Raw genomic sequence first — 26,318 nt, 5'->3', positions numbered from 1 at the left:
AGTGCTCCCTGTTCGAATGTCATCCGTTACGCCCTCAGCCGCAAACGCTGCAGCCAGGACGAAGTGGCGCCCAAGGCGTCACGCAATTGGTCGGCAGTGATGGTGCGCTCTGCCGCGTCAAAGGCCAGCGCGGTGCGCAGCGCGGGCCAGCAGTGTGTCGGTAGATTTGCCGGGGCTTGCAGCTCGCGCTCCAGGTGTTCGTCACGGGCCTGGGTCGAGGGCAAGCGGCGGAACGGGTGTTTGCCGCCCGCCAGTTCATAGATCACGCAGGCCACGCCGTACACGTCCGCGCTGGCCGACAGCGGTTGGCCCTCAAGCAGTTCGGGGGCAGCGTAGCCCGGAGTCCAGGCGTTGAAGCGCTCGCGGCTCAGGTGCGGCAGGCCGGGCAGGATGCCCTCCTCGGCCTGCCCGAGACCGAAGTCAAAGAGGCGCACGCCGTCTTCGCTGAGCATGACGTTGCTCGGTTTCATGTCACCGTGCAGCACGCCGCGACGGTGGGCGTAAGCCAGCGCGTCGAGCAGCGGCAGCGCGATGTCGCGCAGTTCTTTCCACGGCAGGCCCAGTGGCCGCTCGCAGAGCAGTTTGTCCAGGGTCAGGCCACGCATGAGTTCCATGGTGATGAAGGCCCGCTGGCAATCGGTGTCGACTTCGAACGTGTGCGGTCGCAGCACGTTGTCGTGGCGCAGGCGTCGGGTCAGGGCGAACTCGCTGTAGAGCAAGGCACTGGCGTCCGGCGACTCGGCAAATTCTTCGCTGAGGATTTTCAGCGCAATGTAAGGATCGGGATCGCCGAACTGTTCGTGCAGTAGATCCCGGGCCCGGTAAACCGCACCCATGCCACCGGCCCCGAGCAGACGCTCGAGGTGGTAGCGGCCTGCCAGAACATCCGGCAGTGCGCCGACGCTGGCCTTGGTTGGCGCCAGCGCGGGTTCGGCGTTGTGCTGCTTTGCAAAAGCGAAATAGGTCAGGTTGTTGGCCTGCTCTTCGCTCATCAGCAAGTCATCGACTGAGGATTCGATTTCTGTCATTGGCGAATCACCACGGCCGTCAGGTTGTCCCGGGCGGCGCCCCGCAGGGCACCGTCGAACAGACGTTCCAGCGCCACATGCGGCGCCGCCAGGCTGAGGGCGTTGCCGAGGGCATCGCTGCTCAGGCCTTGATACAAACCATCGCTGCACAGCAGGAACACATCACCGGGATAGACCTCGAGTTCCAGCACATCCAGCGTCAGTTGTTCCGCCGCGCCGACCGCCCGGGTCAAGGCCTGGGCTGCCGGGTGCGCCGCTGCCTGTTCGACGCTCATCTGCTGCTCGTCGATCAATTGCTGTTGCAGCGAATGGTCCTTCGACAGCTGATACAACCGCTGCCCGCGCCACATATAACAACGACTGTCGCCGGCCCAGATGCAGGCCGCACGGTTGCCTTCCACCAGCAGCGCCACGACGGTGCTGCCCATGATGCTGTCGTGACGCCCGGCGGTGACGGTCAACTCCTGCCCCAGGCGCCGGTTCAGCCAGTGCAGGCACTGGCGGATGGCTTTGAGGCGTTCGTCGAAATCTTCGTGCTGCGGCAGTTCAGCCAGGCTGGCGACGATCAACTGGCTGGCGATGTCGCCACCCTGATGACCGCCCATGCCGTCCGCGACCACCCACAGCCCATGCTGCGGGGTGTCGAGGAAGGCATCTTCGTTGCGCGACCGCACCTTGCCCGGGTCGGTTCGCGCCGCGCTGCGCCAGGGACTGGCCACCAGCATCAGAGCTGCACCGGCATACGGAAGGTGCGCAGCACGCCCATGTCGAACGGGTTCGGCGTGCGCTGGCTGGTCAGCAGGTAGTTGGCGCGCAGGCCACCCACGTCGGCTTTGAGCACCAGCACGTCGCGACCGGTCAGGTACTCGGTCTGCATCAGGTCGAACAGACGGAACAGCGACCACGGGCCGGAGTTCTTCTCGATGCCGATCGGGCGCCCGGCCATCTTGTCCATGACCAGGCTGGTGCGACCGTCTTCAGCATCGGTCGGCCACTTGAAGCTCATGGGCAGGATCGGACCGTGGCGGTACTCCATGGTCTTGTCGCCGAACTTGAACTCGGAACGGCTGACCGCCGGATCGAGGGTGTACGGCTCCAGCTTGAACTGCACGGTCGGCTCGGCCGGGTTGATCGAGAAGAAGCTCTGGCGAATGTTCAGGGCCGCCGCCATCTGATCGAGGAAGACCTTCGACACCGGCAGGCTGCGGCCGTCGACGCTGCGCATCCGGTAGTTGCCCGGATCACCGCTGACGAACGGACGCATGTAGCTGTCGAAGAAGCGGTCGATGGTGCCTTGAGCGCGGAAGAACTCGCGGAAATCGCTGATCGCCACATCGCTGGTGCTCGAGGCACTGAACGGGTAACGCTTGTTGATGGTCTTGCCATACACGCTGTACAGCTCGTTCTGATAACGGCCGTTCAGGTACTGGTAGGCATCGTTGAGCACCAGGCGCCACGAGTCTTCGGCCAGCACGTTGAACCACACGCTCAGCGGACGCGGCAGACGACCGGACGCATTGCGCAGGTTGGTCAGCGCATCACGCTGGCCGCTCATGCGGGTCTTGGCCAGCTCGAACGCGGCCTGCTCCGGCGTGCTGGAACGGGCGAGGCCCGCCAGCTGCAGTTGCAGGTCGTTGAGCGCGGTGAAGGCCGGGGTCAGGTCAGCGGCCGGGCCATTGTTGTCGTCGAGCAATTTGTGCAGCGGCTCGAAGCGACGTTGCAGGGACTTCTTGGCGGTGTCCGGCAGGTTCTTCGCCACGTTCAGGGCCGAGGCCTTGTCCGCTGCCGCCGCGGCGAGTTTGCCCACCTTGCCCAGTTTGCCTTTCTGTCCGGCCAGCGCATCAGCCGCGTCACCCGCCTCGTCCACCGGATCGGCAGCGGCCGGGAAACGAGTGTTCTCGCGCACTTCAGTCAGCAGCGCCAGCACCGGCGAGTTGGCCGAGGTCAGGCCCGCCAGTTGCTCGGCGCCTTCACCGGCATCGCTGATCGGCGGCAGCGCCACCTGGCCAACGGCTTCGCTCCAGTAGTTGGCGTAGTCACGGAAGTACAGTTGCTCCAGCTCGACCATCAGGCGACGCAAGTCCATGTCGCTGATGCCGGCGCCTTCGCCCAGCACCCAGTTGTCACGCAGGATGTCGGTCACCAGCGACGCGCCTTGGACCGAGAAATACTGCTGATAGCCGGTCTGGGTGTAGAAGCCCGGAATCACGTATTCAGTGCCGATGAACAGCGAGCCCTGCGGCCCGAGGTGCTGGCTGAAACGGTAATCCGGCAGGTTGCGCGCCTGCTCGCGGAGCATGCGGTAAACCACGGTCGCCAGCGACTCGCTGCGCAGGATCTGACGCGCCTGGGCCACCAGTTGCTCGTTGAGCGGATAGATAAACGGCTGCTGCAACAGACGCTCGAGGTGCGTGTTCAGACCGTTCTGCACTGCGGTGTTGCCGGTGTAACGCTGCGACCAGTCCGCCGCGATCCAGTCCTTGAGCCATGCCGCGTCGCGACGATCCTTCATGTTCAGCATCAGGTACGCGCGCAGGCTGTTGATCAGCTTTTCGCGGTCCTTCATGTTGGCGCGGATCTGGCCTTCAAGCATCGTCGCGACGCGTGGCAGCAGTTGCTTTTCAAGCTCGCGCTCGTAAGCCTCCTTGACCACCGGATTGACGTCCTGGCCCTGATACAGACCCATCCGTTCGTGGTAGGCAGCGTCGCCTTTTTTCGGGAACACCTGGGTGGCAGCGTAGCTGGTGTCGAGGGTTTTCAGTGCGCCCATGGCGTCATCGCGCGGCGACAGTGCCGTGCGTTGCTGCGTCCAGTTCTGCGCCAGATTGCGCAGGTTTTCCAGACGTTCGTAGTTGGCCGAGAAACCACCGGCCCAGAGCATGCCGAACAGGACCAGCGCACCCAGTGCGCCGACGTACAACGCACGCTGGCCCCAGTGGATGCGGCTGCGCTCGCGCTTGTCCAGACCGGCCAGATCGGCCTCGGGGAAAATCACCCGGCTGAGCAAGTGATGGATGAAACGCGAACGACCGCTGCGCAATGTCGGCAGCACGCCGGCGCTCATGCCCAGACTCGCGCCGATGCCGGCGGTGGTCGAATCCATTTCCTGAGTCAGGTGCGGTGCGCTGGTCAGGTAGAAACCACGCAGTTGCGTCGCACGCTGGTAGCGGTTGCCGGTGAACGCCATATCGACGAGCAGGCACAGACGCTCGCCGATCTGGCCCATCTGGTGCGGGAAGTCGAGGATGCGGCCACGGCGCTGGGTGTCGCGCTCGGAGTGCATGCGCATGATCACCTGGCTGTTGAGGCGACGCAGCAGCTCTTCGAACTCGTTGCGCAGTACCGTCACGTCGGTGCCGACCTGATCCTTGCGGAAACTGGTACCCAGCACCTGATCGCTTTCTTCGCGGGTCAGTTGATCGAAGAACTCGTCGAAGCCCAGCAGCTTGTCGGCCTTGCTCAGCACCAGATACACCGGCACATCGACGTGCAGCTTCTGATAGACGTCTTGCAGACGCGCACGCACCTGGCGGGCCAGGGTTTCGATGTCCTGTTCGCTGCCACCGGTCAGGGTTTCCACCGGAATGGTCACCAGCACGCCGTTCAGCGGACGACCGCGACGACGCTTGCGCAGCAGTTCCAGCAAGGTGGTCCAGGCGCTGCCGTCGACTTCCGCATCCGGCTGGGTCAGGTAGCGGCCGGCGGTGTCGATCAGTACACCGTGATCGGCGAAGTACCAGTCGCAATGACGGGTGCCGTGGGTATCACGGGTCAGCTTGCGGTCGATCTTGTTGATCGGGAATTCCAGCCCGGAGAAGTCCAGCAGGCTGGTCTTGCCGCTGGCCTGCGGGCCGATCAGCAAGTACCACGGCAAGTCATTGCGCCAGCGCTCGCTGCGGCCGCGGTACAGGCTCGAAGTCTTGAGGGTTTTCAGGGCGTCCTTGAAACGCTCCTTCAACTCTTTCTGCTCTTCGTCGATCAACTCTTCGCGGCGGATACGGTCCTGGCCGTCTTCGGTTTCTTCGACGGCTTTCTTGCGGATACCGGCGCGCCAGCTGACGAAGACCATGGTCAGGCCCCAGATCAGGAACAGCACGCTGATGGTCAGCAGACGCGACGTCGCGCTTTCCCAGAACTTGTAGTCATCCACTGCCAACAACGGACCGACGAACCACACCAGCAGCGCCACGAACAGCACCAGCAGCAAGGTCCAGACCCAGGTCTGGCGCAGGAAGGCGCCGACTTTCTTGAAAAACTTTTTCATCACACGTCCCTGTTTACGGCTGCGACTGCGGCTGCGCCGCGGCCGGATCAAGCGGCTGATATGGTTGCAGAACGGTGTCGCGCTGCTCGCCCAAGACCCAGGCGAAGCCCGAATACATCATCACCAGACAGACGAAGGTGAACAGCACCACCATCCACGCCGGCACGATGCGCACCAGATTGCGGCGCTGATCGTTGAGGCCTTCCCACTGCGGCGACAATTCGCGCGGCACGTCGCCACGCAACTGACGGATCTGCCGGTACAGGGCGTCGCGGATGCCTTCGAGTTCCAGCATGCCGCGCGCCTGTACGCGGTACTTGCCTTCGAAACCGAGGGACAGGCACAGGTACATCAGCTCCAGCATCGGCAGGTGCTTGACCGGGTTTTTCGACAGCCGATCGAGCAGCTGGAAGAACTTCTCGCCACCGAAGGTTTCGTTGTGGAAGCTGCTGAGCAGGCTCATCTGCGACCACTCGCTTTCGTTGCCCCACGGCGTGGTCACGACGGCTTCGTCGACCACGGTGCAGAGCACGTAACGAGCGGCCATCACCTGGCTGCTTTCGGCGCCGTTGTGCAGGGCGCGTACTTCAAACAGCTTGAGCCCGGCGGTCAGGCGCTCGTTGAGCGCGTAGAGGTCTTCGCGGGTTTCGCTGTGCTTGAGGCGCACCACTTCCGACAACAGTTCGGACGAGGCCGCCACCAGCGAATTGAGGCTGATGTTGAAGGCTTCCGCCGGGCGCAGGCGCGCGGCGTAGATCATCCGTTCTTCCAGTTGCTCGAAGCGCGGTGGCGCGGCGAAGTCGGTCAGCGGACTCGCCGCCGGGCCATGGCCCTGACGGTCGAGCAGGACGGTTTTGTCGTCCTGGTTGTGTTCCATGTCCTTGATCATGTCGGTCAGTTCCTGATGGCCCAGAATTTCAGTTCAAGCTCGGCGAATTCTCCGGACACATGGAACGCGAAGCCGCCGGAGCGCTCGAGTTGTGCCAGGTCTTCGGAACTGAGTTCGAGGATGAAATAGGTTTTGTTGGAGTGGAACGCGATCTGCCGCGGGGCCACCGGCAACGGTTTGACCTTGATCCCCGGCAGGTGCAGGTTGACCAGTTGGCGGATGCGCTCCACCGGGCCGACCTTGAGGTGCGCAGGCAAGCGGTTGCGCAGTTCTTCGGAATCACAGTTGGCACTGGCTGCCAGCACGAACGACGCCGAGCCCAGCAGTTTGTGGTCGTGCAGCGGCGACACGATGATCCCGTACTGACGCGCTTGCAGGATCAGTTCGATGGCGTGCTGTTCCAGCACCATCGACAACACCTGACGGATCGACTCCATCAGTTTGCGGAAACTCGCACCCTGGTCAGCGTGGGAGTAGCGGCTGTCCAGACGCGGGCGTTTGCTGTCGCTGGAGAAGGTCGCCAGATCGCCGAGCATGGTCAGCAGCGTGCGGTACAACTCTTCCGGGTGAACCTGCTCCAGACCCAGGTAGTGGCGCAGCAACAGTTCGGTGCGGTTGATCAGTTGCAGCATCATGAAGTCGCCGATCTCCGCGCCGCCGACCTTGCCGTTCGAGCGAATGCGCTCGGCAATGGTGTCGCCCCGGTGACCGAGCATGCTGATCACTTCTTTCAGGCACGACAGCAGGTAGCTGGAGGCGTGCGCCTGAATGTAGGTCGGCACGAAATCCGGGTCGAGGCTGATCACGCCGTCCGGTGTGGTGTCGAGCACGTCGCAGATTTTCAGCTTCACGTAGGCCTGGTCGCTCTGCTGCTCGCCGAGCAACAGCTTGAAGTCCGGGCGACCGCAACTGACCTGGCTGGCGGAATCATCACCGGCGTTGGAGTCGGCCACTTCGGCGTCATATGCGGTGTAACGCGCCAGCACGTCGGACTGCTCCGGGCGACGGGCCTCGATGTGGTTACCGGTGACCAGTGGCAGCGCCAGGTAGATCGGCGTGTTGCCGGTGTTCGGCGGCACGTCCAGCGCCAGCGGTTCGGTGTTGCCGCCGAGTTCGAACAGGCTGCCGTCCGGCAGAATTCCCGAGGCTTCACTGATTACCAGTTTGCCCATGTTGAGGAACTGCAAGTCGATCTCAAGGTTCAGGAAACCCCAGGTGTAGCCGCCCAGCAACCGGGTGCGGGTCTTCATCTGGTGATCGTAGTAGCGGTCGTTGTGCTGGAAGTGCTGCGGACGCAGCAGCATGCCTTCCTGCCAGATGACTTTATGGGTATTCATGATCAGTCATCCGCCTTGGCGAGCACTTCGTTGGTCTTGCGGATACCGGCCTGATCCAGGGTCAGATCGGCTTCGGTGACTTCCAGCGGCGTGATCGGGAACGTGTGGCGCCATTTGGTTTCCGGCAGGTCGCGGTACGCGGCGAGGATGCCGATGAAGCGGCTGCCCTCCTCCACGCTGAGTTTCAGTTCCACGGTTTCACCCGGGCGCAGTTCGAGTTCTTCGCTGGCCACCAGATCCGGGTTGAGGGATTCCTTGGCGCGCTCGTAGAGGCTGAAGAAATCGGCGTTCTCGAAGGTCACCGGGTGCTTGAGTTCGAACAGGCGCACCACGATCGGCGACGGACGACCGTTGAGGTCCGGGTTCAGCTGATCGCTGCCGGTCAGCTTCAGGTTGATCTTGGTCACTTTCGAATACGGCGACAGCGACGAACAACCGGCGAGCAGCACCAACAGGGTGAGCGCGGTCAGCGTCTTGAAAAAAGCGGTCGAGCGGCGAGACATGCGCATCATCCTTGGTGGTCGGTGTGGAGGGTGGAGATCAGGCGGATCTGTTCTTCGTAGGCCTGGGCGAAGTCGCGGGCCAGCAAGCGCTCGCTCCAGTCGTCGTCCTGACGCAGCGCATGGTGGTAACGGTTGAACGCTCTCCAGCGCCCGCCGGCGGTGGCGAGCAACGGCTTGTTGTCGCGCTCGAAACGCAGGGTCAACTGCTCCGGCGAGAAGTGCTCCAGAGTGCCGCGCACCGCCGCGCGGCTGGCGGTCAGCAGCGCCACCTGATGCGCCTGCAAATCGCGGAACGCCCGGGAGATCGCCTGCTCGGCCGGCAAATGGCCCGGCTTGTGCGGTTGCAACAGGATGTCCAGCGCCTCGCTCGGATCGACGGCGAATTTCAGCGGATTCTTGTTGGTGCCTTGTACGGTGGTCTGGGCCAGACGCAGTTCGTTTTTCAGCTCCGAACGGGTGCGCAGGCTCTGTTGCAGACCGCCGATGCTCTGGCGCAGCAGACGTGCAGCGTTCAGCGCAAGCGCTTCACGCTCGTCGTGGCTGAGGTTCTTCACGTTCACGCCAAGGGCCGCGCCGAATTTATCCCAGAAGGTTTCGCTCTGACGCTCGACCGCTTTCGGCGCCGGCGCAGGCTCAGGCGTGGGCTCGACGATCAGCTCCGGCACCATCAGGCTTTCCATGTCGATGCGCGCGTAGTCGGCGCGCTGACGGGAGTCTTCAGGGTCGGTCACCGGTGCGAGCATTTCCTCGAATTCCGAGTACACGCGCTCTTGCTGCTCCAGCGACTTAAGCGGGTCGAGGTCGAGGAACGCGTCGTCCGGGATGATGCTGCCGGCGGCACGTGGCAGGCCGACTTCACCGTCGAAGGTCGCCGGGTCGCGCACCAGGCGCGCACGAATCTCGAAGTCGCCCAGCACGTAGGTGCTGCCGTGCTCGATGCGCACCGGTTCGCCCTTGTGCAGGCGTGCGCCGCTGTCGCCGTCCTGCACACCGTTGCTGCTGGTGTCGGTCAGGAAGAACGAACCCTCGCGATAGCTGACGATCGCGTGGTGGTTGGACAAGTGCCGCTTGCGGTCAGGGATGATCCAGTCGCAGTCCTCGCCCCGCCCGATCACGCCACCGGCCTGTTTGAAGGTCCGCTGGCACAGCTCGGTGGGCACGAACTGCTTGGTGTTCAGCATTTCGAAAACCAATTCCATGTTTGATGCTCCTTGCGGTCACTTGCCGCGATTGACCGCCTGCGGATCACCCAACGGGCGGTAATCGTTATCGTTGAATTTGTAATTGCCGCTGCAACCGCCGAGGCCGCATAGAACGACGAGGGTCAGCAGGACAGCGTGCCAGTGACGAACAGACATCAGAGGGTCTCCAGGTGTAGACAAAGCACAAAGCGCCGACCCTTGCGGGCGGCGCTGACATAGGTGTTCGAGGTGAATCCGACGGACTTTCGCCTACCCATCGAAATCACCCAGATTGATGTTCAAGCGGCCGAGCCGGTACAGCAGCGTGCGGCGCGGCAGGCCCAGTTCGCGGGCGGCGAGCGTCTGGTTGCCGTCGTTCTTGCGCAGGCAATCGAGCAGCAGATTGCGTTCGACCGCTTCCAGTCGTTCGCGCAGATTGAGGCCGCAGTGGTCTTCCGGCACCGACGCCGATTCCAGACGCAGCGAGAAATGTTCGGCCAGCAACTCGCCGCCCTCGCACAACAGCACCGCCCGCTCGACCAGGCCTTTGAGTTCACGCACGTTGCCGGGGAAGGTGTAACCGGACAGGTGTTCAAGCGCCGCGTCCGACCAGCGCACCGGATCACGTTGCAGGAAAGTGCAGGCCTTATCGGCAAAGTGCTTGGCCAGGTCGAGGATGTCGCCTTCGCGCTGACGCAGGGCCGGCAATTCGATCGGGAATTGCGCTAGGCGGTAGTACAGGTCCTCGCGGAATTTGCCTTCGCTGACCAGCACCGACAGATCGCGGTGCGTTGCAGCGATGATGCGCACGTCGATCTTGTGGGTGTCGTTGGAACCCAGCGGACGGATCTCGCCTTCCTGCAACACGCGCAGCAACTTGGCTTGCAGCGACAGCGGCATGTCACCGATTTCGTCGAGCAACAGGGTGCCGCCGTTGGCCGCGTCGAACAGCCCGGCGCGGTCTCGATCGGCCCCGGTGAACGCGCCTTTGCGATAGCCGAACAGCTCGCTTTCCAGCAGGTTTTCCGGGAACGCCGCGCAGTTCTGCACGATGAACGCCTGGGACCGGCGCGGGCCGCAATCGTGGATCGCCCGCGCCACCACTTCCTTGCCGGTGCCGGTCTCGCCACGCAACAGCACGGTGTACGGGCTGTGCAGGACTTTGCTGATCAGCGAGTAGGTCTGACGCATTGCCGCGCTCTTGCCGATCAGGCCGTAGCCGCTGGCACTCGGCAGGCTGCGCACGACCGGCGCCGCCGCATCCACTGGCTGGCGCAGGCGTTGCAGCAAGTGCAACTGACCAAGCACGAAAGAGCCGAGCTGGCCGAGAGAATCGGCAAACCCTTGCAGGTTGATGTGGCGACGGCTGGCGCACAGCAACAGGCCTTCGACGGCCTTCTGCTGATTGACCAGCGGCACGCACAACAGCGACTGCCACGGCGTGGACGACGCCGGCAGAAAACTGGTTTCGTGCAGGCTGCCGCCCAGGTCGTCGAAGCACACCACGCGGTTCTGGCACAGGGCGAATTGCAACAGTTGCTCGCCGTTGTAGTCCGCCGGCAGACTCGCCGCGCTGCGCGGTTGCAGCACGCCGTCGAGGCATTCGGCATTCATCCCCAGCGACGTGTGCGTAGCGTCCAGCAAGTACAGCTGCGTCAGTTCGCAACCGCTCAGCCCGGCCAGACCGCGCACGAAGTCACCCAGCAGCGCAGCACCGTCCGCCGCCCGCGACAGGCTGGCGAACTGCGCCAGCAAGGCTTCGGCATAGAGCAGTGGCTGCGGCACTTGAGTGAACATCACACTCACCTCAGGCGAACTCGCAGGTCACGCTGGCTTCACCGTCGAGCGTCGCATGCACACGCTTGAGGCTTTCACCGGTGGCCATGGCGTCGAGCAAGCGGTCGGCCACCAGCGGCAGCACGTGCTGGTCGAGCAAATGGTCGATCAGGCGTGCACCGCTTTCGCTTTGGGTGCAGCGCTCGGACAAGTGATCGACGAGGTTCTGGCACCAGGTGAAGTCCAGCTGGCGACGGTTCAGGCGCTCGCCCAGACGACCGAGCTTGATCTCGATCAGTTCGCGCAGCACCGGGCCGCCGACCGGGTAGTACGGCACCACTTTCATCCGCGCCAGCAGCGCCGGTTTGAAGTGTTTGCTGAGCACCGGGCGAATGGTTTCTTCCAGCACTTCGGCGGTCGGGCGCGCACCGTCTTCGCAGAGGTCGCTGATCTTGTCGCTGCCCAGGTTCGAGGTCATCAGGATCAACGTATTGCGGAAGTCGATCTCGCGCCCTTCGCCGTCGTTGGCCACGCCTTTGTCGAAGATTTGGTAGAACAGGTTGAGCACGTCCGGGTCAGCCTTCTCGACTTCATCGAGCAGCACCACCGAGTACGGCTTCTGGCGTACGGCTTCGGTGAGCATGCCGCCCTCGCCGTAACCGACGTAGCCTGGCGGTGCACCGATCAGGCGGGAAACGGTGTGCTTCTCCTGGAACTCGGACATGTTGATGGTGGTGATAAAGCGGTCGCCGCCGTACAGCAGGTCGGCGAGTGCCAGTGCGGTTTCGGTCTTGCCGACGCCGCTCGGGCCGACCAGCAGGAACACGCCGACCGGTGCGTCAGGCTTGTTCAGGCCGGCAGCGGTGGCGCGCATCGAGCGATCCAGTGCGTGCACGGCTTGTTCCTGACCACGGATGCGAGTGCGCAGGTCGGTGGCGAAGCTGGCGACCTTGGCGTTGTGCTCTCGGGCCAGTTGCGCCAGTGGCACGCCGGTCCAGGCGCTGATCACTTCGGCCACCAGACGCGGGCAGACTTCGAAGCTGACCAGACGCTCCTTGACCTGAGCGGCGGTCAGGGCGCTATGAGTTTCGTTGAGTTGCGCTTCCAGCGCCTCGACGCTGAGGGCTTCGTCGATGTCGGCGGCGTGGGTTTCGATCACGGTGCCTTCGGCGTCTTCCTCAACGGTGACCACCGGCTCGACCGCAGCGGCTTCACGGGCCTTGGCCAGTTGCTGACGCAGTTCCAGCAGGCGCTCGGCCAGTTGTTTCTGCTCGGTCCACTGGGTTTCCAGTGCGACCCTTTCCGCTTCGGCTTCGTCCAGACGCGCTTCCAGTGCCTCCAGCGCTTCGTGGTCGATCAGCAGACCGGCTTCGGCATCGCGGCGCAGGGCCTGACGCTGACGGCCACCTTCAGCCAGCTCACCACGCAGGCGTTCCAGGCTTTCCGGAGCCGCAGCGAGGCTGATGCGAACACGGGCGCACGCGGTGTCGAGCACATCGACAGCCTTGTCCGGCAGTTGCCGACCGGCCAGATAACGGGCGGATAGTTCCGCTGCCGAAACCACCGCGTCATCGCGCAGGTAAATGCCGTGGCTCTTTTCGTAGACCTGAGCCAGGCCACGCAGGATGGTCACCGCTTCGCTCACGGTCGGTTCGTGCAGTTGAACCGGTTGGAAGCGACGGGCCAGCGCCGGGTCTTTCTCGAAGTATTTCTTGTACTCGGCCCAGGTGGTCGCGGCGATGGTGCGCAGCTCGCCACGGGCCAGCGCCGGCTTCAGCAGGTTGGCCGCGTCGGAACCGCCGGCATTGCCGCCCGCGCCGATCAGGGTGTGGGCTTCGTCGATGAACAGGATGATCGGCTTCGGCGAGGCTTTGACCTCGTCGATCACGCCTTTCAGACGACGCTCGAACTCACCTTTGACGCTGGCGCCGGCCTGCAACAGGCCCATGTCCAGCGACAGCAGCTCGACACCTTTGAGCACTTGCGGCACTTCACCGGCAGCGATGCGCGAGGCCAGGCCTTCGACGATGGCGGTTTTACCGACACCGGCTTCACCGACCACGATCGGGTTGTTCTTGCGGCGACGGGCGAGGATGTCGACCATCTGGCGGATCGCGCCATCGCGGCACAGCACCGGGTCGAGTTTGCCGTCGCGGGCCTGTTGGGTCAGGTTGTGGGTGAAGCGCTCGAGCAGCGATTCGCCCTGGGCGGCCGGTTTGCCGTTGGCCGCTGCCTGAGGTTGTTGCGACAGGGCAAATTCCTTCAGGCGATCGATGTTCAGTTTGGCGAGCAACGGCTGGTAGCGGCTGCCGGCGTAACGCATCGGGTTGCGCAGCAGCGCGAGGATCAGCGCCGCGTCTTCGACCGAGGTCTGGCCCAGTTCAAGGTTGGCCACCAGCAGCGCGTCCTGCAGCCACTGCACCAGTTCCGGAGCGAACACCGGGTTGCGCGAAGCGCTGTGCTCGACCCGCGATTGCAGCGCGGCGCTCAGTTCGCCGGCATCAACGTCGGCATCCTGCAGCGCACGGGAGAGCAGACCGTTCGGGCGCTCCAGCAGGCCGAGCAGCAAGTCTTCGACCAGAATCTTGCTGCCGCCACGGGCCACGCAGCGCTCGGCCGAACGCTCCAGATCGCGACGGGTTTCGGCGTCCAGCGCCTGGATGAGTTGTTGCAGGTCTACGTTGATCATGGCTCACGTCCTTAATGAATTTTGCTGCCCAGGGTCACCACGCCGTCTGCTTTTTCGCAGCCCAGCCAACTGGTCCACCCCAGGCGACAGTCGTTCTTCTCGCCAATGCGCAGTTCGCGGATTTCTTCCGGGCGCAGCACCAGGCGAATGTCGTAATCGAGCGGGTCACGCAGGGTGAACCGCACCAGCGCGCAGAGCGGCTGGTAACCGAAACCGATGGGCAGGAATTCGTGGAAGCGTTCCCAGTCGAGTTCGGTGATGTGAATGCGGAATTTGCCGCTGCGATCGCGCACGCGTTCGCCCAGCACCAGGTCTTCACCCAGCACGCTGTTGGCGAAGCCGAGGCGGTTGCGCTGTTCTTCGAGGATTTCCACGCGGCGCTCGATGCACTGCTCGATGACCAGGTCTTCGTGCTTGAAGTAATAACGCAGCACCGCTTCGATCAGCGCCGCCGAGTGCGCCCGCAAACTGAGCAGGCCGAGGTACGGCAGCAGGCGTTTCCAGTTCAGCTCCTTGGCCTTGCGGATCTCGTCGCCGCCGAGGCCGATCAGGGCGAACAGCTGTGACGAGAACGGATCGACCGCGCCGCTCTGGAAGCTCGCGCGATAGCGGTACTTGCGCCAGATCGGCAGCATCAGCCGTTGCAGGCGATGGTGGAACAGGTCGAGGAAGTTGCGCGTCGGATTGCCGTCTTCGCTGTCGCCCAGGGCTTGCTCGCCGTAGAACGCCGGCAGCGGCGAACCGGAACCGACCAGACCGATCAGGTTGAACCGAAGGCGCGCGCGCATCTGCCCGTGCTCTTCGAAAAACTCCACGCGATCGACGTCGCTGCGCGGAAATCCGAGGCTCGGATTGGCCTGGAATTCCAGCTGGTCGTACAGGTCGTCTTCGCTCAGGTACGGGTGCGCATCGCGCAGCCGGTCGATCACCAGCAGCACGGCCTGAAACAGCGAGTACTCGCGTATTACCTTCGTCAGCCCGCTTAAAGCAGGGGCTGCAGGCCCATACGTGGTGTCCATTGGTACACCTCTCCCTGTGTGCTTTTTACCCGCAGCTCATGGAATGAATTGAGACTGGCGTAAAGCGCGAAAAACTCGTTGAGAACCGAGGCGAAGACGAACAGATCGCCCTCACCGATATACCCTTCCGGGTCGATGGTCAGTTCGGTGCGCAGACCGCGTACCGGCAAACCACGGTGCAAGCGATCCACGTGGTGATGCTTGATGTGCTTGAGGCCGCCGAGCAGGCGTTTGCTGACCTTCTCCGCGTGCTGGTCGTAGTAGCGCGGCAGGTCGTAGGTTTCGAGAATCACCTTCAATGCATTGACGTCGGCCAGCGACAGATAGTTAAGCGACATGTTGCTGATCAGCTTCCACAGGAAGTCACGGTTCAGCGGCGGCGCGAAACTGGAAGTGGCCGGGGTGATGTTGCGGAAACTCAGGAACTCCGGGGTCTCTTCGCAGGCCATGCAGATCTGCCCGAGCTTGAGTTTGCGCGGCAGGTTCTGATTGGTGCAGACCAGCTCGATCGACAGGGTTTCATGGGCTTCGGTGTGGCGGATGCCGAAGCTCAGGTAGGTGTCGAGGCCGTCGTGCAGCAGCGACGAACGCTGGCGGATGCTGTAATGCGGACGGCTGTTGGGCACGTCGAAACTTGGGTCGTGCTCGAAGGATTCGAACGGCACGTACTCCTGATAACCGAGGCCGCCGGGTTTCCAGCCGGTCACGGTCTCCACCGAGAACACGCCGCAGTTTTCCAGATCGTATTCGGCCGGCAGCAGCAGGTATTCGTCCTGTTTGCCGTCGAGGCGGATCGGCAGTGCGTCGTGCTTGAACAGGTTGACGATCGGCGTGCAGAACAGCTTCACGTTATCCAGGGTCGGACGCATGCGCATGATGCCGCTCTTGCGGATGTCGAAGCGCAATTCCAGGCCACGCATCTGCTTGAGGGTGTCTTCCGGCAGCGCCTTGAGAATGTCCAGACCGTGGACATCAACGAACAGGAACTTGTCCTGGAAGGCAAAGTATTCCTGCAGATAGCGATAGCCGCGGAAGGTGTTCAGCGGATACGGGATCAACGCTTCTTCTTCGGCAAAGCCCACCGGCTTCACGCGGTCGCCCGGAATCTTGAACGCCATCGGCTTGCCGCTCACGCCATCGATCGGCTTGCCGGCGCCGTCGAGCGGGATCAGTTCGATGCCGTCGAGGTTGCGCAGCAGGCTCAGGTAGAGCATCTGGCTGATGTAGCGCTCGCCGGCAAAGTGCAGGCGCAGCTTGCTCAGCTCCAGCTCGCCGAGGTGGCCGTCGGCACTCATCTCCAGGCGCAGGCTGAGCAACGAACCGTCGCCCTTCACCGAGTAGTTCAGCGCGGCCAGATCCAGGGCCATGACTTCGGTCGGGTAGCAGGTGCGGAAGCGGCAGCGCACGTCTTCGATCGGCACGCTCTCGATCGGCGTGTCACGCTCGACCTTCAGCGCCGGCCCGGAACGCTTGAGCGGATCGAACTGCAGAATGCTGAACGCCGGCAGCGGACGCATGTAGTTCGGCCACAGCAATTGCATCAGGGAGTGGCTGAGCTCCGGCAACTCGTCATCGAGTTTCTGGCGCAGCCGCCCGGTCAGAAACGCAAAGCCTTCCAGCAACCGCTCCACATCCGGATCCCGCCCGGCCTGCCCCAGGAACGGCGCCAACGCCGGACTACGCTCGGCGAAACGGCGGCCCAGTTGGCGCAGTGCGGTGAGTTCGCTTTGGTAGTAGTGGTTAAAGGACACGGGTTACCTGCCTGGTAGTGGAACTCATCAAAAAAATATCCTGTAGAGCGCGACTGTCACACCGGCACACACGTAACCGCCGATCAGGAGGTACGGCACGAGCAGGATCCATCCGTAGGCCATGAAAGCATTGTCGAACGGCCCGACGACCAGGCTGCACAAGCCATAAAGCATCCATGGCACCGCGTAGAAAGGGATGAACTTCAACGGCGCCAACCAGATCATCCGCAGCGCCTGCTGCTCATTGCGGCTCTTCGCGGCCCGCGATACCCACAGCGCAAACAACAACAGTCCGGGCATGCCGAACCACAACAGATACACCCAGTGGGTCTCGGACGAATCGAATGTCGAATAATCGCCAATCCACAGGCCATAGGATGAAAATGCCAGCATGGCCAAGAATGGCGTCCACAAGGCACCCATGAAAAAACTCAGCTGCGCGCGGCTGAGGATGGGCATCTCGTTCGATACACCGATCACGGGCAGGCCCTCATCTTCGAAACCACGACCTGCGAAGCAATCGCAGGCAATGCCTGCCGCATCAACGCGCGCTTTTCCAGGCGCAGCTCAATGACCTGCGTGGCCAGAATCGCCAGCAACGTCACCCCGCCCTGAGCCACGGTGTAGAACAGCGCCCGCAACGGGTTGTCGGGCACCATCATGAATAGAATCCAAGAGACCATCAGCGCGAGCAGGCCGAGTTTTGCCCATAGGTTCGGGAACACAGCAACCAGTGCGTTCACCGCGAAAAAAATATAAATGAACATGTAATGTGCGATGCCGATGCCTACGCCACGGGTGGTGAAGCCGCCGTTGAATGCTTTGTAGGCAACGACCACTGCGTCGTTCAGGAAAACGTACGCAACACATCCAGCGGCATGGAAAGCCAGGTTCATGGCAACGCGGGCGTAGATGTTCATGCCGGCTTCACATTCCCGTACCAAGTACCTGCACCATGAATTGCGACCTTCAATTTTCCAAAACCTTGTAAGGGGTATTGCTAATAAAGAAATCCATCCAGTGCTTTCGTGGATTGGACAATGCCAGCGTGAACTGCTTACTTTTCTTGCTGAGCGCAATGAAGATAACGCCCACCGTTTCTTCATCCTCATCCGCACTCATATCCAACGAAACATCTGAAAACAGAGGAGTACGATAAACACGACCAGGGTCATTTAAGTCTGTGAAACGCAAATAAACTGAATCTCTCGGAGTTAAAATTGAACTCGCAGGAACAGACTCTATAAGGTACTGTCCGGACGGACTTTTTTTAGAGACATCAGACGCACGACTCAAAACACCATTTACAATGAAAGCAACAGCAATTACCAAACTAGCAAAAAGCGCTACAAAGCTTATAAAAGTCTTACGCCATGAATTCATTTGAAAAGGACCTCAATAGGCGCGACTGATACAGTTTCGTACAAGATGTCCGAATAAACGCGAAAGTCTCCGCCTTTTTTATTTTTATCCCGATAATCACGAAAATCGCTATTTTGAACAAGCATGTAATGTTTGCCTTCCAGTTCTCTATAACGACGTATGGCTTCTTCTTTTTGCTGAGGGGATTGCTGCCCCGTTACCTGCTTGTACGTTGACTCGGCCACCACAGAATTCATTTCGGCGGCCAGCTTTGCGTTTGTTTTAAAACCGACGGCGGGATCAGTAATCAATTTATCAAAGTTCCAGTAGCCTAGAACCTGACTAAAAAGAGCAATTCCATCATTAAAGTCGTATGCATCTTCAATATAAAAACCAATTTTTGATGGAGTAAAAACAATGCTCTTGCCTGTAACGACCACTGAGCCTTCGGCGATGACACGCAAATTAAAGTTAGCGAGTGCTGCTCGAAGCTCGTTTACGTCATCAGCACCGGTCTGCTCGAACTCGACAACTTTATTATTGGAGTAACCAAATTTTTCAGCAGCACTGGCCACTCCATTGAAAGCCAGTGGATAACAACCAGGAGCACTATTGGAAAAAGCCTTGCGCAATCTCTGCTTTATCAGATCGGTCCCAAGGGGACTATTCCAATTTGCCTTGAGTTGTTTGAATGCGGTATTTGCACGCTCAAACCCAAGGACCCAACTCATTTTTACTATGGACTCTTCGATGTACTCTGCCGGTGCAAAAGCTTCATGCCTTTTAACAGCATCATCCATCCCACCACTTTCGTTTGGCCACGGTTTGCCATTGAACCAATGGGCCATCAGATCCGCTGCAACAGGCCAGTTGATTTTTCTCATCGTGTTCGGAATATCAGTAATCTTGAACTGACGTGCAGTAGCAGTCTGGCCGGACTTGTTACTCGCCGGAGTCATTGTCGTTGCTACTGTCGTTGCAGCCATCTTCACATCCCTCTGATATCACTTCACGCAAATTTCGCCAGTTTTAAAGTTCAACAACTAAGCGAGAACAACCCTACTCTGTGGCTCTATGATCAGCTCAACCGCTTCTGCAGTAGTGGAAAACACTTTTTGAGTTTTCCCGTCGGCACCTGTCACACCGTTTATGATTTTCCCCGAAGCTGTTTTAAGTGTGTATTCCACCCCAGCTAGCGGCTTGCCTGTCTCTTCGCAATTGATCACGAAGTGCTCGTTAAATGGCCATTTGAGTTCAACCGGCAACGGCGGCACAAACGGCGCCGGCGAATGTGAATTGCCGATAATCACCGTCCCGGAACCGGCAGTGACTTTGTTACCGTGAGAGCCCACGGAATCCACAGTGACAGCAGACTTGCCATTGATTTTCACCGTCGTGGCCAAACCGCCGACCATCGCACCACCACACGCGGAGGCATCGCCTTCGCGGGCGGCCGCGAGGCCGTCGAAGAACACGTCGCCGGAACCGGCGGCGATCGGGTTGGTGCCGTGGCCGGGGAGCGGGCAAGCGGTGGGGTCGGATACGCGTGCTGCAGGTTTGCCAGACATCGGGGTTCTCCTTAGTTGACCTTCACTTGACCGCTGCCATCCAGGCGCGCGGAGAAACTGACCTGACGCTTGAAACCCTCGACTTCCAGCAGGCCTTCGATGCTGAAGGCCAGGCGGAGCTGATCGTGGTCACGCGGCAGGGAAATGACACGCACGTTGCTCAGGCGCGGCTCGTAGGCTTCGATGAAGCTTTCGATGGCCAGGCGGGCCTGACTCAGGGAGTCGTGCAGGCTCAGGCGCATGTCATTGAGATCGGGCAACCCGTAGTCGGACAGCGTTTGCACGCTGCCGGCCCGGGTGCTGAGCATTTTGGCCAGATGGGCAGCCACCGACGCCATGGCCGAAGCCTCGAGGCTCCTGCCCTTGCGTAGTTCCGCGTCGCCGTTGAGGCGTTCGAAAAGGCTGCCGTATCCGTCCATGAGTCGCTCTTACTCTTTGTCCAGCTTGCCAACCAGCGACAGGGTGAAATCGGCACCCATGTACTTGAAGTGCGGACGCACGTTCAGGCTGACGCGGTACCAGCCCGGCTCGCCTTCAACGTCGCTGACGATCACTTGCGCAGCGCGCAGCGGACGACGGCCACGTACTTCGGCGCTCGGGTTTTCCTGGTCGGCCACGTACTGGCGGATCCACTTGTTCAGTTCCAGCTCGAGGTCGGTACGTTCTTTCCACGAACCGAGTTGCTCGCGCTGCAGCACTTTCAGGTAGTGAGCCAGGCGGTTGACGATCATCATGTACGGCAGTTGGGTGCCGAGCTTGTAGTTCAGCTCTGCAGCCTTGCCTTCTGCGCTGATGCCGAAGAACTTCGGCTTCTGCACCGAGCTTGCGGAGAAGAACGCCGCGTTGTCGGAGCCTTTACGCATGGTCAGGGAGATGAAGCCTTCCTCGGCCAGTTCGTATTCACGACGGTCGGAAACCAGAACCTCGGTAGGAATCTTGGTTTCGATTTCGCCCATGCTTTCGAAGTGGTGCAGAGGCAGGTCTTCAACCGCGCCGCCGCTCTGTGGGCCGATGATGTTCGGGCACCAGCGGAATTTGGCGAAGCTGTCGGTCAGCTTGGTGCCGAACGCGTAAGCGGTGTTGCCCCACAGGTAGTGCTCGTGGCTGTTGGCAACGTTTTCCTTGTACACGAACGATTTGACCGGGTTCTCTTCCGGGTCGTACGGGTTACGCAGCAGGAAACGCGGCACGGTCAGGCCAACGTAGCGGGAGTCTTCCGAGGTACGGAAGCTCTGCCATTTGGCGAATTGCGGGCCTTCGAAGTGATCTTTCAGATCCTTCAGGTCCGGCAGACCGGTGAAGCTTTCCAGGCCGAAGAATTTCGGGCCGGCGGCGGCGATGAACGGCGCGTGGGACATGCAGGCTACGCTGGACACGTACTGCATCAGCTTCACGTCCGGCGAGCTTGGGGACATGTAGTAGTTGGCAATGATCGCGCCAACCGGCTGACCACCGAACTGGCCGTATTCAGCGGTGTAGATGTGCTTGTACAGGCCCGACTGCATGACTTCCGGCGAGTCTTCGAAATCGTCCAGCAGGTCTTCTTTGGAGACGTTGAGGATTTCGATCTTGATGTTTTCGCGGAAGTTGGTGCGGTCGACCAGCAGTTGCAGACCACGCCACGACGATTCCAGGGCCTGGAAGTCCGGGTGGTGCAGGATTTCGTCCATCTGACGGCTGAGCTTGGCATCGATCTCGGCGATCATGCGGTCAACCATGGCTTTCTTGACCGGCTCACCATTGTTCTGCGGCTTGAGCAGCTCTTCGATGAACGCCGACACACCGCGTTTGGCGATGTCGTAGGCTTCGTCGTCCGGCGTCAGGCGGGTTTCGGCGATGATGCTGTCGAGGATGCTGTATTCGCCGTTTTCCGCGGCGTTCTGTTGTGCTGCGCTAGTGCTCATTGTGTTGGCTTCCTTGGCTGCTGGAGTCTCAAGCGTCCGGAGCTGCGGCGTTCAGGCCCAGCTCACCGAGTACGCGACCGCGGGATTCATCGTCGGCGAGCACGCCTTCGATGGCTTTACGGAACGCAGGTGCGTTACCCAGCGGGCCTTTGAGGGCCACCAGCGCGTCGCGCAGTTCCATCAGTTTTTTCAGCTCAGGCACTTGCTCGACCAGGCTGGCCGGGTTGAAGTCCTTCATGGAGTTGACGCGCAGTTGCACAGCCAGCTCGTCGGCCTCGCCATCTTCCTGCAGACGGTTCGGCACGCTCAGCGTCAGACCCAGCTCTTGCTTGGCCAGCACTTCGTCGAAGGTCATCTTGTCGATGCTGATCGGCTTGCGATCCTCGATCTTGCGATCGTCCTTGCGGTGGGTGTAGTCACCGATTGCCAGCAGCTTCAGCGGCAGTTCAATCTCTTCCTGAGCACCGCCGGTGGCGGGTTTGAAGGTGACGTTGATGCGTTCCTTGGGGGCTACCGAGCCTTCTTTGGCCATGGCTTTTCTCCTTGCGGTTGTGGCCCTGGGGCCTATTCGAGTACCACTTCGAGGTCGAGGTGGCACAGCCTGCGATAAATCTCTTCCTTGCGTTCACGTACGGCATGGTTCTGCGGTAACAACTCGCAGCAACTGTGCAGCAGGTGCAGCACTTCCAATGCAAGATCGGGCTCCCAGGCGTGCAGGCCTGAGTCCTGTAATGTCTGATCGAGGGTTTCGAGCTGGTTCTTGGCCAGCTCGTATTTCTTGGCCAGGAAACACAGCCGCGCGAGGGCGAACTGCCAGAAGAAGCGTTCGCGGCCGCCGTGCGCCGATTGCAGCCCCTGTTTGAGGATCTGAACTGCGGGCTTGAGGCCTTCCTTGCGCAGGATCGGCTGGACTTCTTCGAGGGCCTTTTCCCAGGCCGGCTGGGTTTCGGCGTTCTCGGTCTCGACCTTGCGCGGTGCGCTGGCGCTTTGCAGGTGCGGCATGACGTTGCCGGCGATCCACGCCCGGGTGGACGGATCGGCGAACGGCGCGCCGTCATGGAAACGCAGCTCGATGATGCCGGGCAGGCGTTGAATCAAAAGCGCGAAGTGGATTTCCACTTCGCGCATGGCCAGCTCGGCGTTGAGGTTCTGGAGACATTCCCAGACCATCCTCTGGCCATCGAACCAGAACGGCGCCTTCGCCAGGCTCGCCTCCAGTTCCACCAGCAGGTCGGCGTATTTGCCCTGATCGAAACGGTCCTGATACTGCTTGAGCTTGTCCACCGGCAACCCGCGCAGCACGGTGATCTGCTCGGCGTTGCGCTCGGGCACCGCGTCGATCGTCATCCACAGCAAGGTGCGGTTGAGGCGCAGGGCGCGCAGGTCGGTGGCTTTCTGCTTGAGCCACCAGGCGCACAGCGGGCGGGCGCTTTCCTGCTGGGCGCGCAGGGCCTTGTGGGCTTCTTTCTCGTTGTCGATCGGCGCGCCGGGTGCCAGCAACTGGCTGGCGGCCTGCTTGACCTGCGCCACCGCCGCGCCCACCACACCGGGTGCCGGCTGGTTGTCGGCGGCGCGCTGGATCATGGTTTTCAGGCGGCGGGAGAGCGGCAGCAGCAGCGGCGCATCATCGCCCAGATGCTCGGTGCAGGCGGCGTCGAGACCGGACAGATGCTCGGACAACTGCCGGAACATCGGCAGCTGTTCCTTGATCGCGATATTTTCGGTGATCACCTGCTCAAGACGCGGCACCAGCCAGCCGATGGCGGCGGCCCGGGTGCGGGGTTTGAGCGGGTGAATCTCGGCCCAGTGGTTTTCCGACAAGTGGTGCAGAAAACCGAGGCCGGCCAGCAGGCCGGGGAAGGATTCACGCTGGTACAGCGACCAGGTCAGCCAGGCGCCGACACGCAAATCCTTGGATTGGGTACGCAGGAGGTTTTCGCTGTTTTCGCGAATTTTCAGCCAGTCGATCTGCCCGCTTTCGTGCATCGACGAGGCTTTGGCCAGCTCGCTTTCCAGGGCCTCGAATTCGCTCGAGAAACGAACGTCTTCGCCCGCAAAATTCTCTTTGGAAACAGAGACTTTAGCGAGTTCGAGGTAATGGGCGGAAAGTTTGCTTGAGTAGGACATCCATGGCCTTTATAAGGATTACGGTCGTGCGCCTATTGGAGTTGCAGCGGCGCGGGACAGTATCGAAGAGCAGTCGGAAGACTCATCCAATTGAGTGTTTGCTCTTTCAAGTGCGCGCATCGTAATCACAATGATGGCCACTAGCAAGCATCCGATTAAACAACAAGACGAACTGTTCATTGGGCGCTGTAGGAGATCGCCCTATATGTCTCAGGGGTTTCCCTGATATCGGCTTATATCAACCGTGCCTTTCAAACCCCGGCGTAACCTGCGTCCCAGAGCGGCTGCCTGAAACCCGCCGACACCTCCTTGAACGCACGTTCCAAAATACGGACGAAAGCATGACAACACTGGAAAGAAAATAAAGTAGGAATCTTCCGAAAACAGATAGGCATCTTTAAACAAATCGAGGAGGACAACTGGTATCAATAAAAGTGCCATCAATTTGATGTCATCGCACACTTTGCATACTTCACAAGACTTCTTTAGCCGCACAATTGCAGGACTTCCCGCAAGGCGCCGTCAATCCATCAAGCCTTCGCCCTGCTTAAGCACACACTTTCGATGTGGATTGTTCTGACAAATGTCGCGGACTGTTCTTACATCAATATATTTCATGCTGCGCACGTGCCTTTATATTGCCAGCCTCAGTCATCAATTGACGGCTTACCACTGATACGGATATTGGCAAATGGATGAAAACAGACGGCCCATCAAGACCCGCTCCGCGGGCTGGGCGAAACGCTTCACGGATGAACTGGTCAAGCGGGACATCTCCCCCAACCAGATCTCCGTCATCAGCATGCTCTTCGCGCTGTTCGGCGCGGTGACGCTGTACATCGATAACGGCGTGGCCGGTTCGATCCTGTGTATCGTCGGCATTCAACTGCGGCTGCTGTGCAATCTGTTCGACGGGATGGTGGCGATCGAAGGCGGCAAGCAGTCGGCCGTTGGCAGCCTGTACAACGAGTTTCCGGATCGAGTAGCCGACAGTCTGCTGATCGTCGGCTTGGGTTTTGCCATCGGCCAGTCCGATCTTGGCTGGTTCGCAGCATTGGCCGCTGCGCTGACAGCGTATGTCCGTGTGTTCGGCGGCGCTCTAGGGCTCACCCAGAGCTTCATGGGACCGATGGCCAAGCAGCACCGGATGGCGGTGATGACCGTGGCGTTGCTGTTGAACGTGTTCGAAACCATTTACTACGCGACCCACTACGCTTTGCTGATCGCGCTGGTGATCATCGCCCTTGGCTCCGTCGCGACCTGCGTGACGCGCACCCTGGCCATCGCCAGACAACTGAAGGGGAAGGCCCATGTGGATCAGTAATGCGCTGATTTCGGTGCTGCGCTTCTTGATCGGCGTGACCGCCCGCTGGGAAAGCCCGCCGGACCTCACGCGCCAGCGCATCTACTACGCCAACCACACCAGCCACATGGACACCCTGGCGATCATCGCCGCACTGCCGCCGGAAGCCCGGTTGAACGTGAAACCGGTGGCCGCCGCCGACTACTGGGGCAAGAACCGCTTTCTATTGTACATCTCGCAGAAAGGCCTGAACGCGGTGCTGATCGAGCGTAATCCGGCACCGGGCACCAATGTGCTGGAGCCGATTTTCGATGTAGTGCGGGCCGGCCACTCGATCATCATTTTCCCCGAAGGTACCCGCTCCACCCAGGCGCTGCCGGGGGAATTCAAGTCCGGGATCTTCCGCCTTGCCGAAACCTTTCCGGACGTCGATCTGGTGCCGATCTACCTGGAAAACCTGCATCGCTCGATGCCAAAAGGCAAACACGTGCCGCTGCCGATCATCTGCACGATCCGCATCGGCGACCCGCTGCAGAGGATTGCCGGTGAGGAGAAACAGGCGTTTCTGGAACGGGCGCGTGACGCCATCGTGAGGTTGTCGAAATGAGTCTGGAAACCAAGTTCCTGTGGTTCTTCGCGGCAATCGCCGGGTTGCTGGCGGTGGCTTCGCTGATTGGCGGCGTACTGGCACGGCGGGCGAAAAGCGAAAGCTCCATCGCGACCATCGAAAACCTCAACCAGCGCGTGAATGCCTGGTGGGGGATGGTCATTATTTTCTTTGTGTCCTGGCTGCTCGGCCCCAATGCGACGGTGGTGCTGTTCGGCTTCATTTCGCTGTTTGCGCTGCGCGAGTTCATAACACTCACGCCGACCGCACGCGGTGACCATAACGCGCTGTTTTCGGCGTTTTTCATCCTGATCCCGCTGCAATACCTGCTGATCGGCACCCATTGGTATTCGATGTTCACCCTGCTGGTGCCGGTGTATGCATTCCTGCTGCTGCCGGCGATTGCCGTGTTGAGCCAGGACACCGAGGGCTTTCTGGAGCGCACGGCGAAGATTCAGTGGGGCGTGATGATCTGCATCTACTGCATCAGCCATGCGCCGGCGCTGCTGTTGCTGGACCTGCAGGGTTTCCAGGGTCAGAACGCCCTGCTGCTGTTCTACCTGGTATTCGTGGTGCAGATGAGCGATGTGCTGCAGTACGTGTTCGGCAAGCTGTTCGGCAAACGCAAAGTTGCGCCGCTGGTGAGCCCGTCAAAAACCGTGGAAGGGCTGGTCGGCGGTGGGCTGTCCGCCACGCTGATCGGTGGTTGCATGTTCTGGATGACGCCGTTCAGCTTCTGGCAGTCGCTGCTGATGTCGCTGGTCATCGTGGTGATGGGCTTCCTCGGCGGCCTGGTCATGTCGGCGATCAAACGCAGCCTGAGCGCCAAGGACTGGGGCACGATGATCAAGGGCCACGGCGGGATGCTCGACCGCATGGACTCGATCTGTTTCGCCGCGCCGATCTTCTTTCACCTGACCCGGTACTTCTTCTCGGCCTGATCCGGCCCCAATCATCGAGCACAAAAAATGGGCATCCGACCGCAATCGGTATGCCCATTTTTCATGCAG

The 26,318-nt window shown here is 60.9% G+C and carries 24 protein-coding genes; 3 read left to right on the top strand and 21 right to left on the bottom strand.

What is annotated here, in order from left to right; all coding sequences use genetic code 11:
* Nucleotides 1-26: 26 nt before the first annotated feature.
* The 21 genes from CAF80_RS10890 to tssA form a co-directional block, all read right to left on the bottom strand.
* Complete coding sequence (locus tag CAF80_RS10890) at nt 27-1,028, bottom strand: serine/threonine-protein kinase (protein ID WP_085667340.1); 1,002 nt, start codon at nt 1,026-1,028, stop codon at nt 27-29.
* A complete protein-coding gene (locus tag CAF80_RS10885) occupies nt 1,025-1,753 on the bottom strand; it encodes a PP2C family serine/threonine-protein phosphatase (RefSeq protein ID WP_039765158.1) in 729 nt (242 codons plus the stop codon). Before CAF80_RS10885 ends, CAF80_RS10890 begins: the two co-directional genes overlap by 4 nt.
* Entirely contained in the window at nt 1,753-5,292 is a 3,540-nt protein-coding gene (tssM, locus tag CAF80_RS10880) for a type VI secretion system membrane subunit TssM (RefSeq protein ID WP_039765157.1), read from the bottom strand. The genes CAF80_RS10885 and tssM overlap by 1 nt, the downstream gene beginning before the upstream one ends.
* A gap of 13 nt (nt 5,293-5,305) precedes the next feature.
* The gene (gene icmH, locus CAF80_RS10875; protein ID WP_011336585.1) at nt 5,306-6,181 is read right to left on the bottom strand and encodes a type IVB secretion system protein IcmH/DotU; all 876 of its coding nucleotides are present in this window, start codon (nt 6,179-6,181) and stop codon (nt 5,306-5,308) included.
* A gap of 5 nt (nt 6,182-6,186) precedes the next feature.
* Nucleotides 6,187-7,518, bottom strand: a complete 1,332-nt coding sequence (tssK, locus tag CAF80_RS10870; RefSeq protein ID WP_039765155.1) for a type VI secretion system baseplate subunit TssK — start codon at nt 7,516-7,518, stop codon at nt 6,187-6,189.
* Between the two features lie 2 nt (nt 7,519-7,520).
* The gene (tssJ, locus tag CAF80_RS10865; RefSeq protein WP_011336587.1) at nt 7,521-8,021 is read right to left on the bottom strand and encodes a type VI secretion system lipoprotein TssJ; all 501 of its coding nucleotides are present in this window, start codon (nt 8,019-8,021) and stop codon (nt 7,521-7,523) included.
* A 5-nt stretch (nt 8,022-8,026) separates the two neighbouring features.
* The gene (tagH, locus tag CAF80_RS10860; RefSeq protein ID WP_039765152.1) at nt 8,027-9,220 is read right to left on the bottom strand and encodes a type VI secretion system-associated FHA domain protein TagH; all 1,194 of its coding nucleotides are present in this window, start codon (nt 9,218-9,220) and stop codon (nt 8,027-8,029) included.
* Nucleotides 9,221-9,238: 18 nt separating this feature from the next.
* Entirely contained in the window at nt 9,239-9,379 is a 141-nt protein-coding gene (locus CAF80_RS10855) for a hypothetical protein (protein WP_003229566.1), read from the bottom strand.
* A 93-nt stretch (nt 9,380-9,472) separates the two neighbouring features.
* The gene (locus CAF80_RS10850; protein WP_074689944.1) at nt 9,473-10,999 is read right to left on the bottom strand and encodes a sigma-54-dependent Fis family transcriptional regulator; all 1,527 of its coding nucleotides are present in this window, start codon (nt 10,997-10,999) and stop codon (nt 9,473-9,475) included.
* A 10-nt stretch (nt 11,000-11,009) separates the two neighbouring features.
* A complete protein-coding gene (gene tssH, locus CAF80_RS10845; RefSeq protein ID WP_074689942.1) occupies nt 11,010-13,667 on the bottom strand; it encodes a type VI secretion system ATPase TssH in 2,658 nt (885 codons plus the stop codon).
* Nucleotides 13,668-13,678: 11 nt separating this feature from the next.
* Nucleotides 13,679-14,686: a type VI secretion system baseplate subunit TssG gene (gene tssG / locus CAF80_RS10840; RefSeq protein ID WP_039765146.1), complete on the bottom strand. Its 1,008-nt coding sequence runs from the start codon at nt 14,684-14,686 to the stop codon at nt 13,679-13,681.
* On the bottom strand, nt 14,650-16,437 hold the full coding sequence (gene tssF / locus CAF80_RS10835; protein ID WP_011336593.1) for a type VI secretion system baseplate subunit TssF: 1,788 nt from the start codon (nt 16,435-16,437) through the stop codon (nt 14,650-14,652). Before tssF ends, tssG begins: the two co-directional genes overlap by 37 nt.
* A 27-nt stretch (nt 16,438-16,464) precedes the next feature.
* On the bottom strand, nt 16,465-16,896 hold the full coding sequence (locus tag CAF80_RS10830) for a hypothetical protein (protein WP_074690212.1): 432 nt from the start codon (nt 16,894-16,896) through the stop codon (nt 16,465-16,467).
* A 17-nt stretch (nt 16,897-16,913) separates the two neighbouring features.
* A complete protein-coding gene (locus CAF80_RS10825) occupies nt 16,914-17,357 on the bottom strand; it encodes a hypothetical protein (protein WP_074689940.1) in 444 nt (147 codons plus the stop codon).
* A 49-nt stretch (nt 17,358-17,406) separates the two neighbouring features.
* On the bottom strand, nt 17,407-17,820 hold the full coding sequence (locus CAF80_RS28545) for a hypothetical protein (RefSeq protein ID WP_074689938.1): 414 nt from the start codon (nt 17,818-17,820) through the stop codon (nt 17,407-17,409).
* Nucleotides 17,817-18,785, bottom strand: a complete 969-nt coding sequence (locus tag CAF80_RS10820) for a DUF6402 family protein (RefSeq protein WP_074689936.1) — start codon at nt 18,783-18,785, stop codon at nt 17,817-17,819. Before CAF80_RS10820 ends, CAF80_RS28545 begins: the two co-directional genes overlap by 4 nt.
* 57 nt (nt 18,786-18,842) lie before the next feature.
* Nucleotides 18,843-19,367 carry a PAAR domain-containing protein gene (locus tag CAF80_RS10815; RefSeq protein ID WP_085667339.1) on the bottom strand — a complete coding sequence of 175 codons (525 nt, stop codon included), beginning with the start codon at nt 19,365-19,367 and terminating at the stop codon, nt 18,843-18,845.
* A gap of 11 nt (nt 19,368-19,378) precedes the next feature.
* Nucleotides 19,379-19,786 carry a type VI secretion system baseplate subunit TssE gene (gene tssE / locus CAF80_RS10810; protein ID WP_039765135.1) on the bottom strand — a complete coding sequence of 136 codons (408 nt, stop codon included), beginning with the start codon at nt 19,784-19,786 and terminating at the stop codon, nt 19,379-19,381.
* A 9-nt stretch (nt 19,787-19,795) separates the two neighbouring features.
* Nucleotides 19,796-21,271: a type VI secretion system contractile sheath large subunit gene (gene tssC / locus CAF80_RS10805; RefSeq protein ID WP_011336600.1), complete on the bottom strand. Its 1,476-nt coding sequence runs from the start codon at nt 21,269-21,271 to the stop codon at nt 19,796-19,798.
* Between the two features lie 28 nt (nt 21,272-21,299).
* Nucleotides 21,300-21,803, bottom strand: coding sequence for a type VI secretion system contractile sheath small subunit (tssB, locus tag CAF80_RS10800; RefSeq protein ID WP_003229587.1), 504 nt, complete (start codon nt 21,801-21,803; stop codon nt 21,300-21,302).
* A 32-nt stretch (nt 21,804-21,835) separates the two neighbouring features.
* The gene (gene tssA, locus CAF80_RS10795; protein ID WP_039765132.1) at nt 21,836-23,398 is read right to left on the bottom strand and encodes a type VI secretion system protein TssA; all 1,563 of its coding nucleotides are present in this window, start codon (nt 23,396-23,398) and stop codon (nt 21,836-21,838) included.
* A gap of 691 nt (nt 23,399-24,089) precedes the next feature.
* On the opposite strand from tssA, the gene CAF80_RS10790 reads away from it, so the two are divergent.
* Genes CAF80_RS10790 through CAF80_RS10780 form a run of 3 tightly spaced genes read left to right on the top strand, consistent with a single transcriptional unit; the run spans nt 24,090 to nt 26,249 of the window.
* Nucleotides 24,090-24,722, top strand: a complete 633-nt coding sequence (locus tag CAF80_RS10790) for a CDP-alcohol phosphatidyltransferase family protein (protein ID WP_039765131.1) — start codon at nt 24,090-24,092, stop codon at nt 24,720-24,722.
* Entirely contained in the window at nt 24,709-25,308 is a 600-nt protein-coding gene (locus tag CAF80_RS10785; RefSeq protein WP_085667338.1) for a 1-acyl-sn-glycerol-3-phosphate acyltransferase, read from the top strand. Before CAF80_RS10790 ends, CAF80_RS10785 begins: the two co-directional genes overlap by 14 nt.
* Complete coding sequence (locus tag CAF80_RS10780) at nt 25,305-26,249, top strand: phosphatidate cytidylyltransferase (RefSeq protein ID WP_039765128.1); 945 nt, start codon at nt 25,305-25,307, stop codon at nt 26,247-26,249. Before CAF80_RS10785 ends, CAF80_RS10780 begins: the two co-directional genes overlap by 4 nt.
* Nucleotides 26,250-26,318 lie beyond the last annotated feature (69 nt).

The sequence above is a fragment of the Pseudomonas sp. B34(2017) genome, assembly GCF_002112915.1.
Lineage (GTDB): Bacteria > Pseudomonadota > Gammaproteobacteria > Pseudomonadales > Pseudomonadaceae > Aquipseudomonas > Aquipseudomonas pharyngis.
The sequence above is the reverse complement of the archived record's forward strand: the minus strand, read 5'-3'. Positions and strand labels throughout refer to the sequence as shown.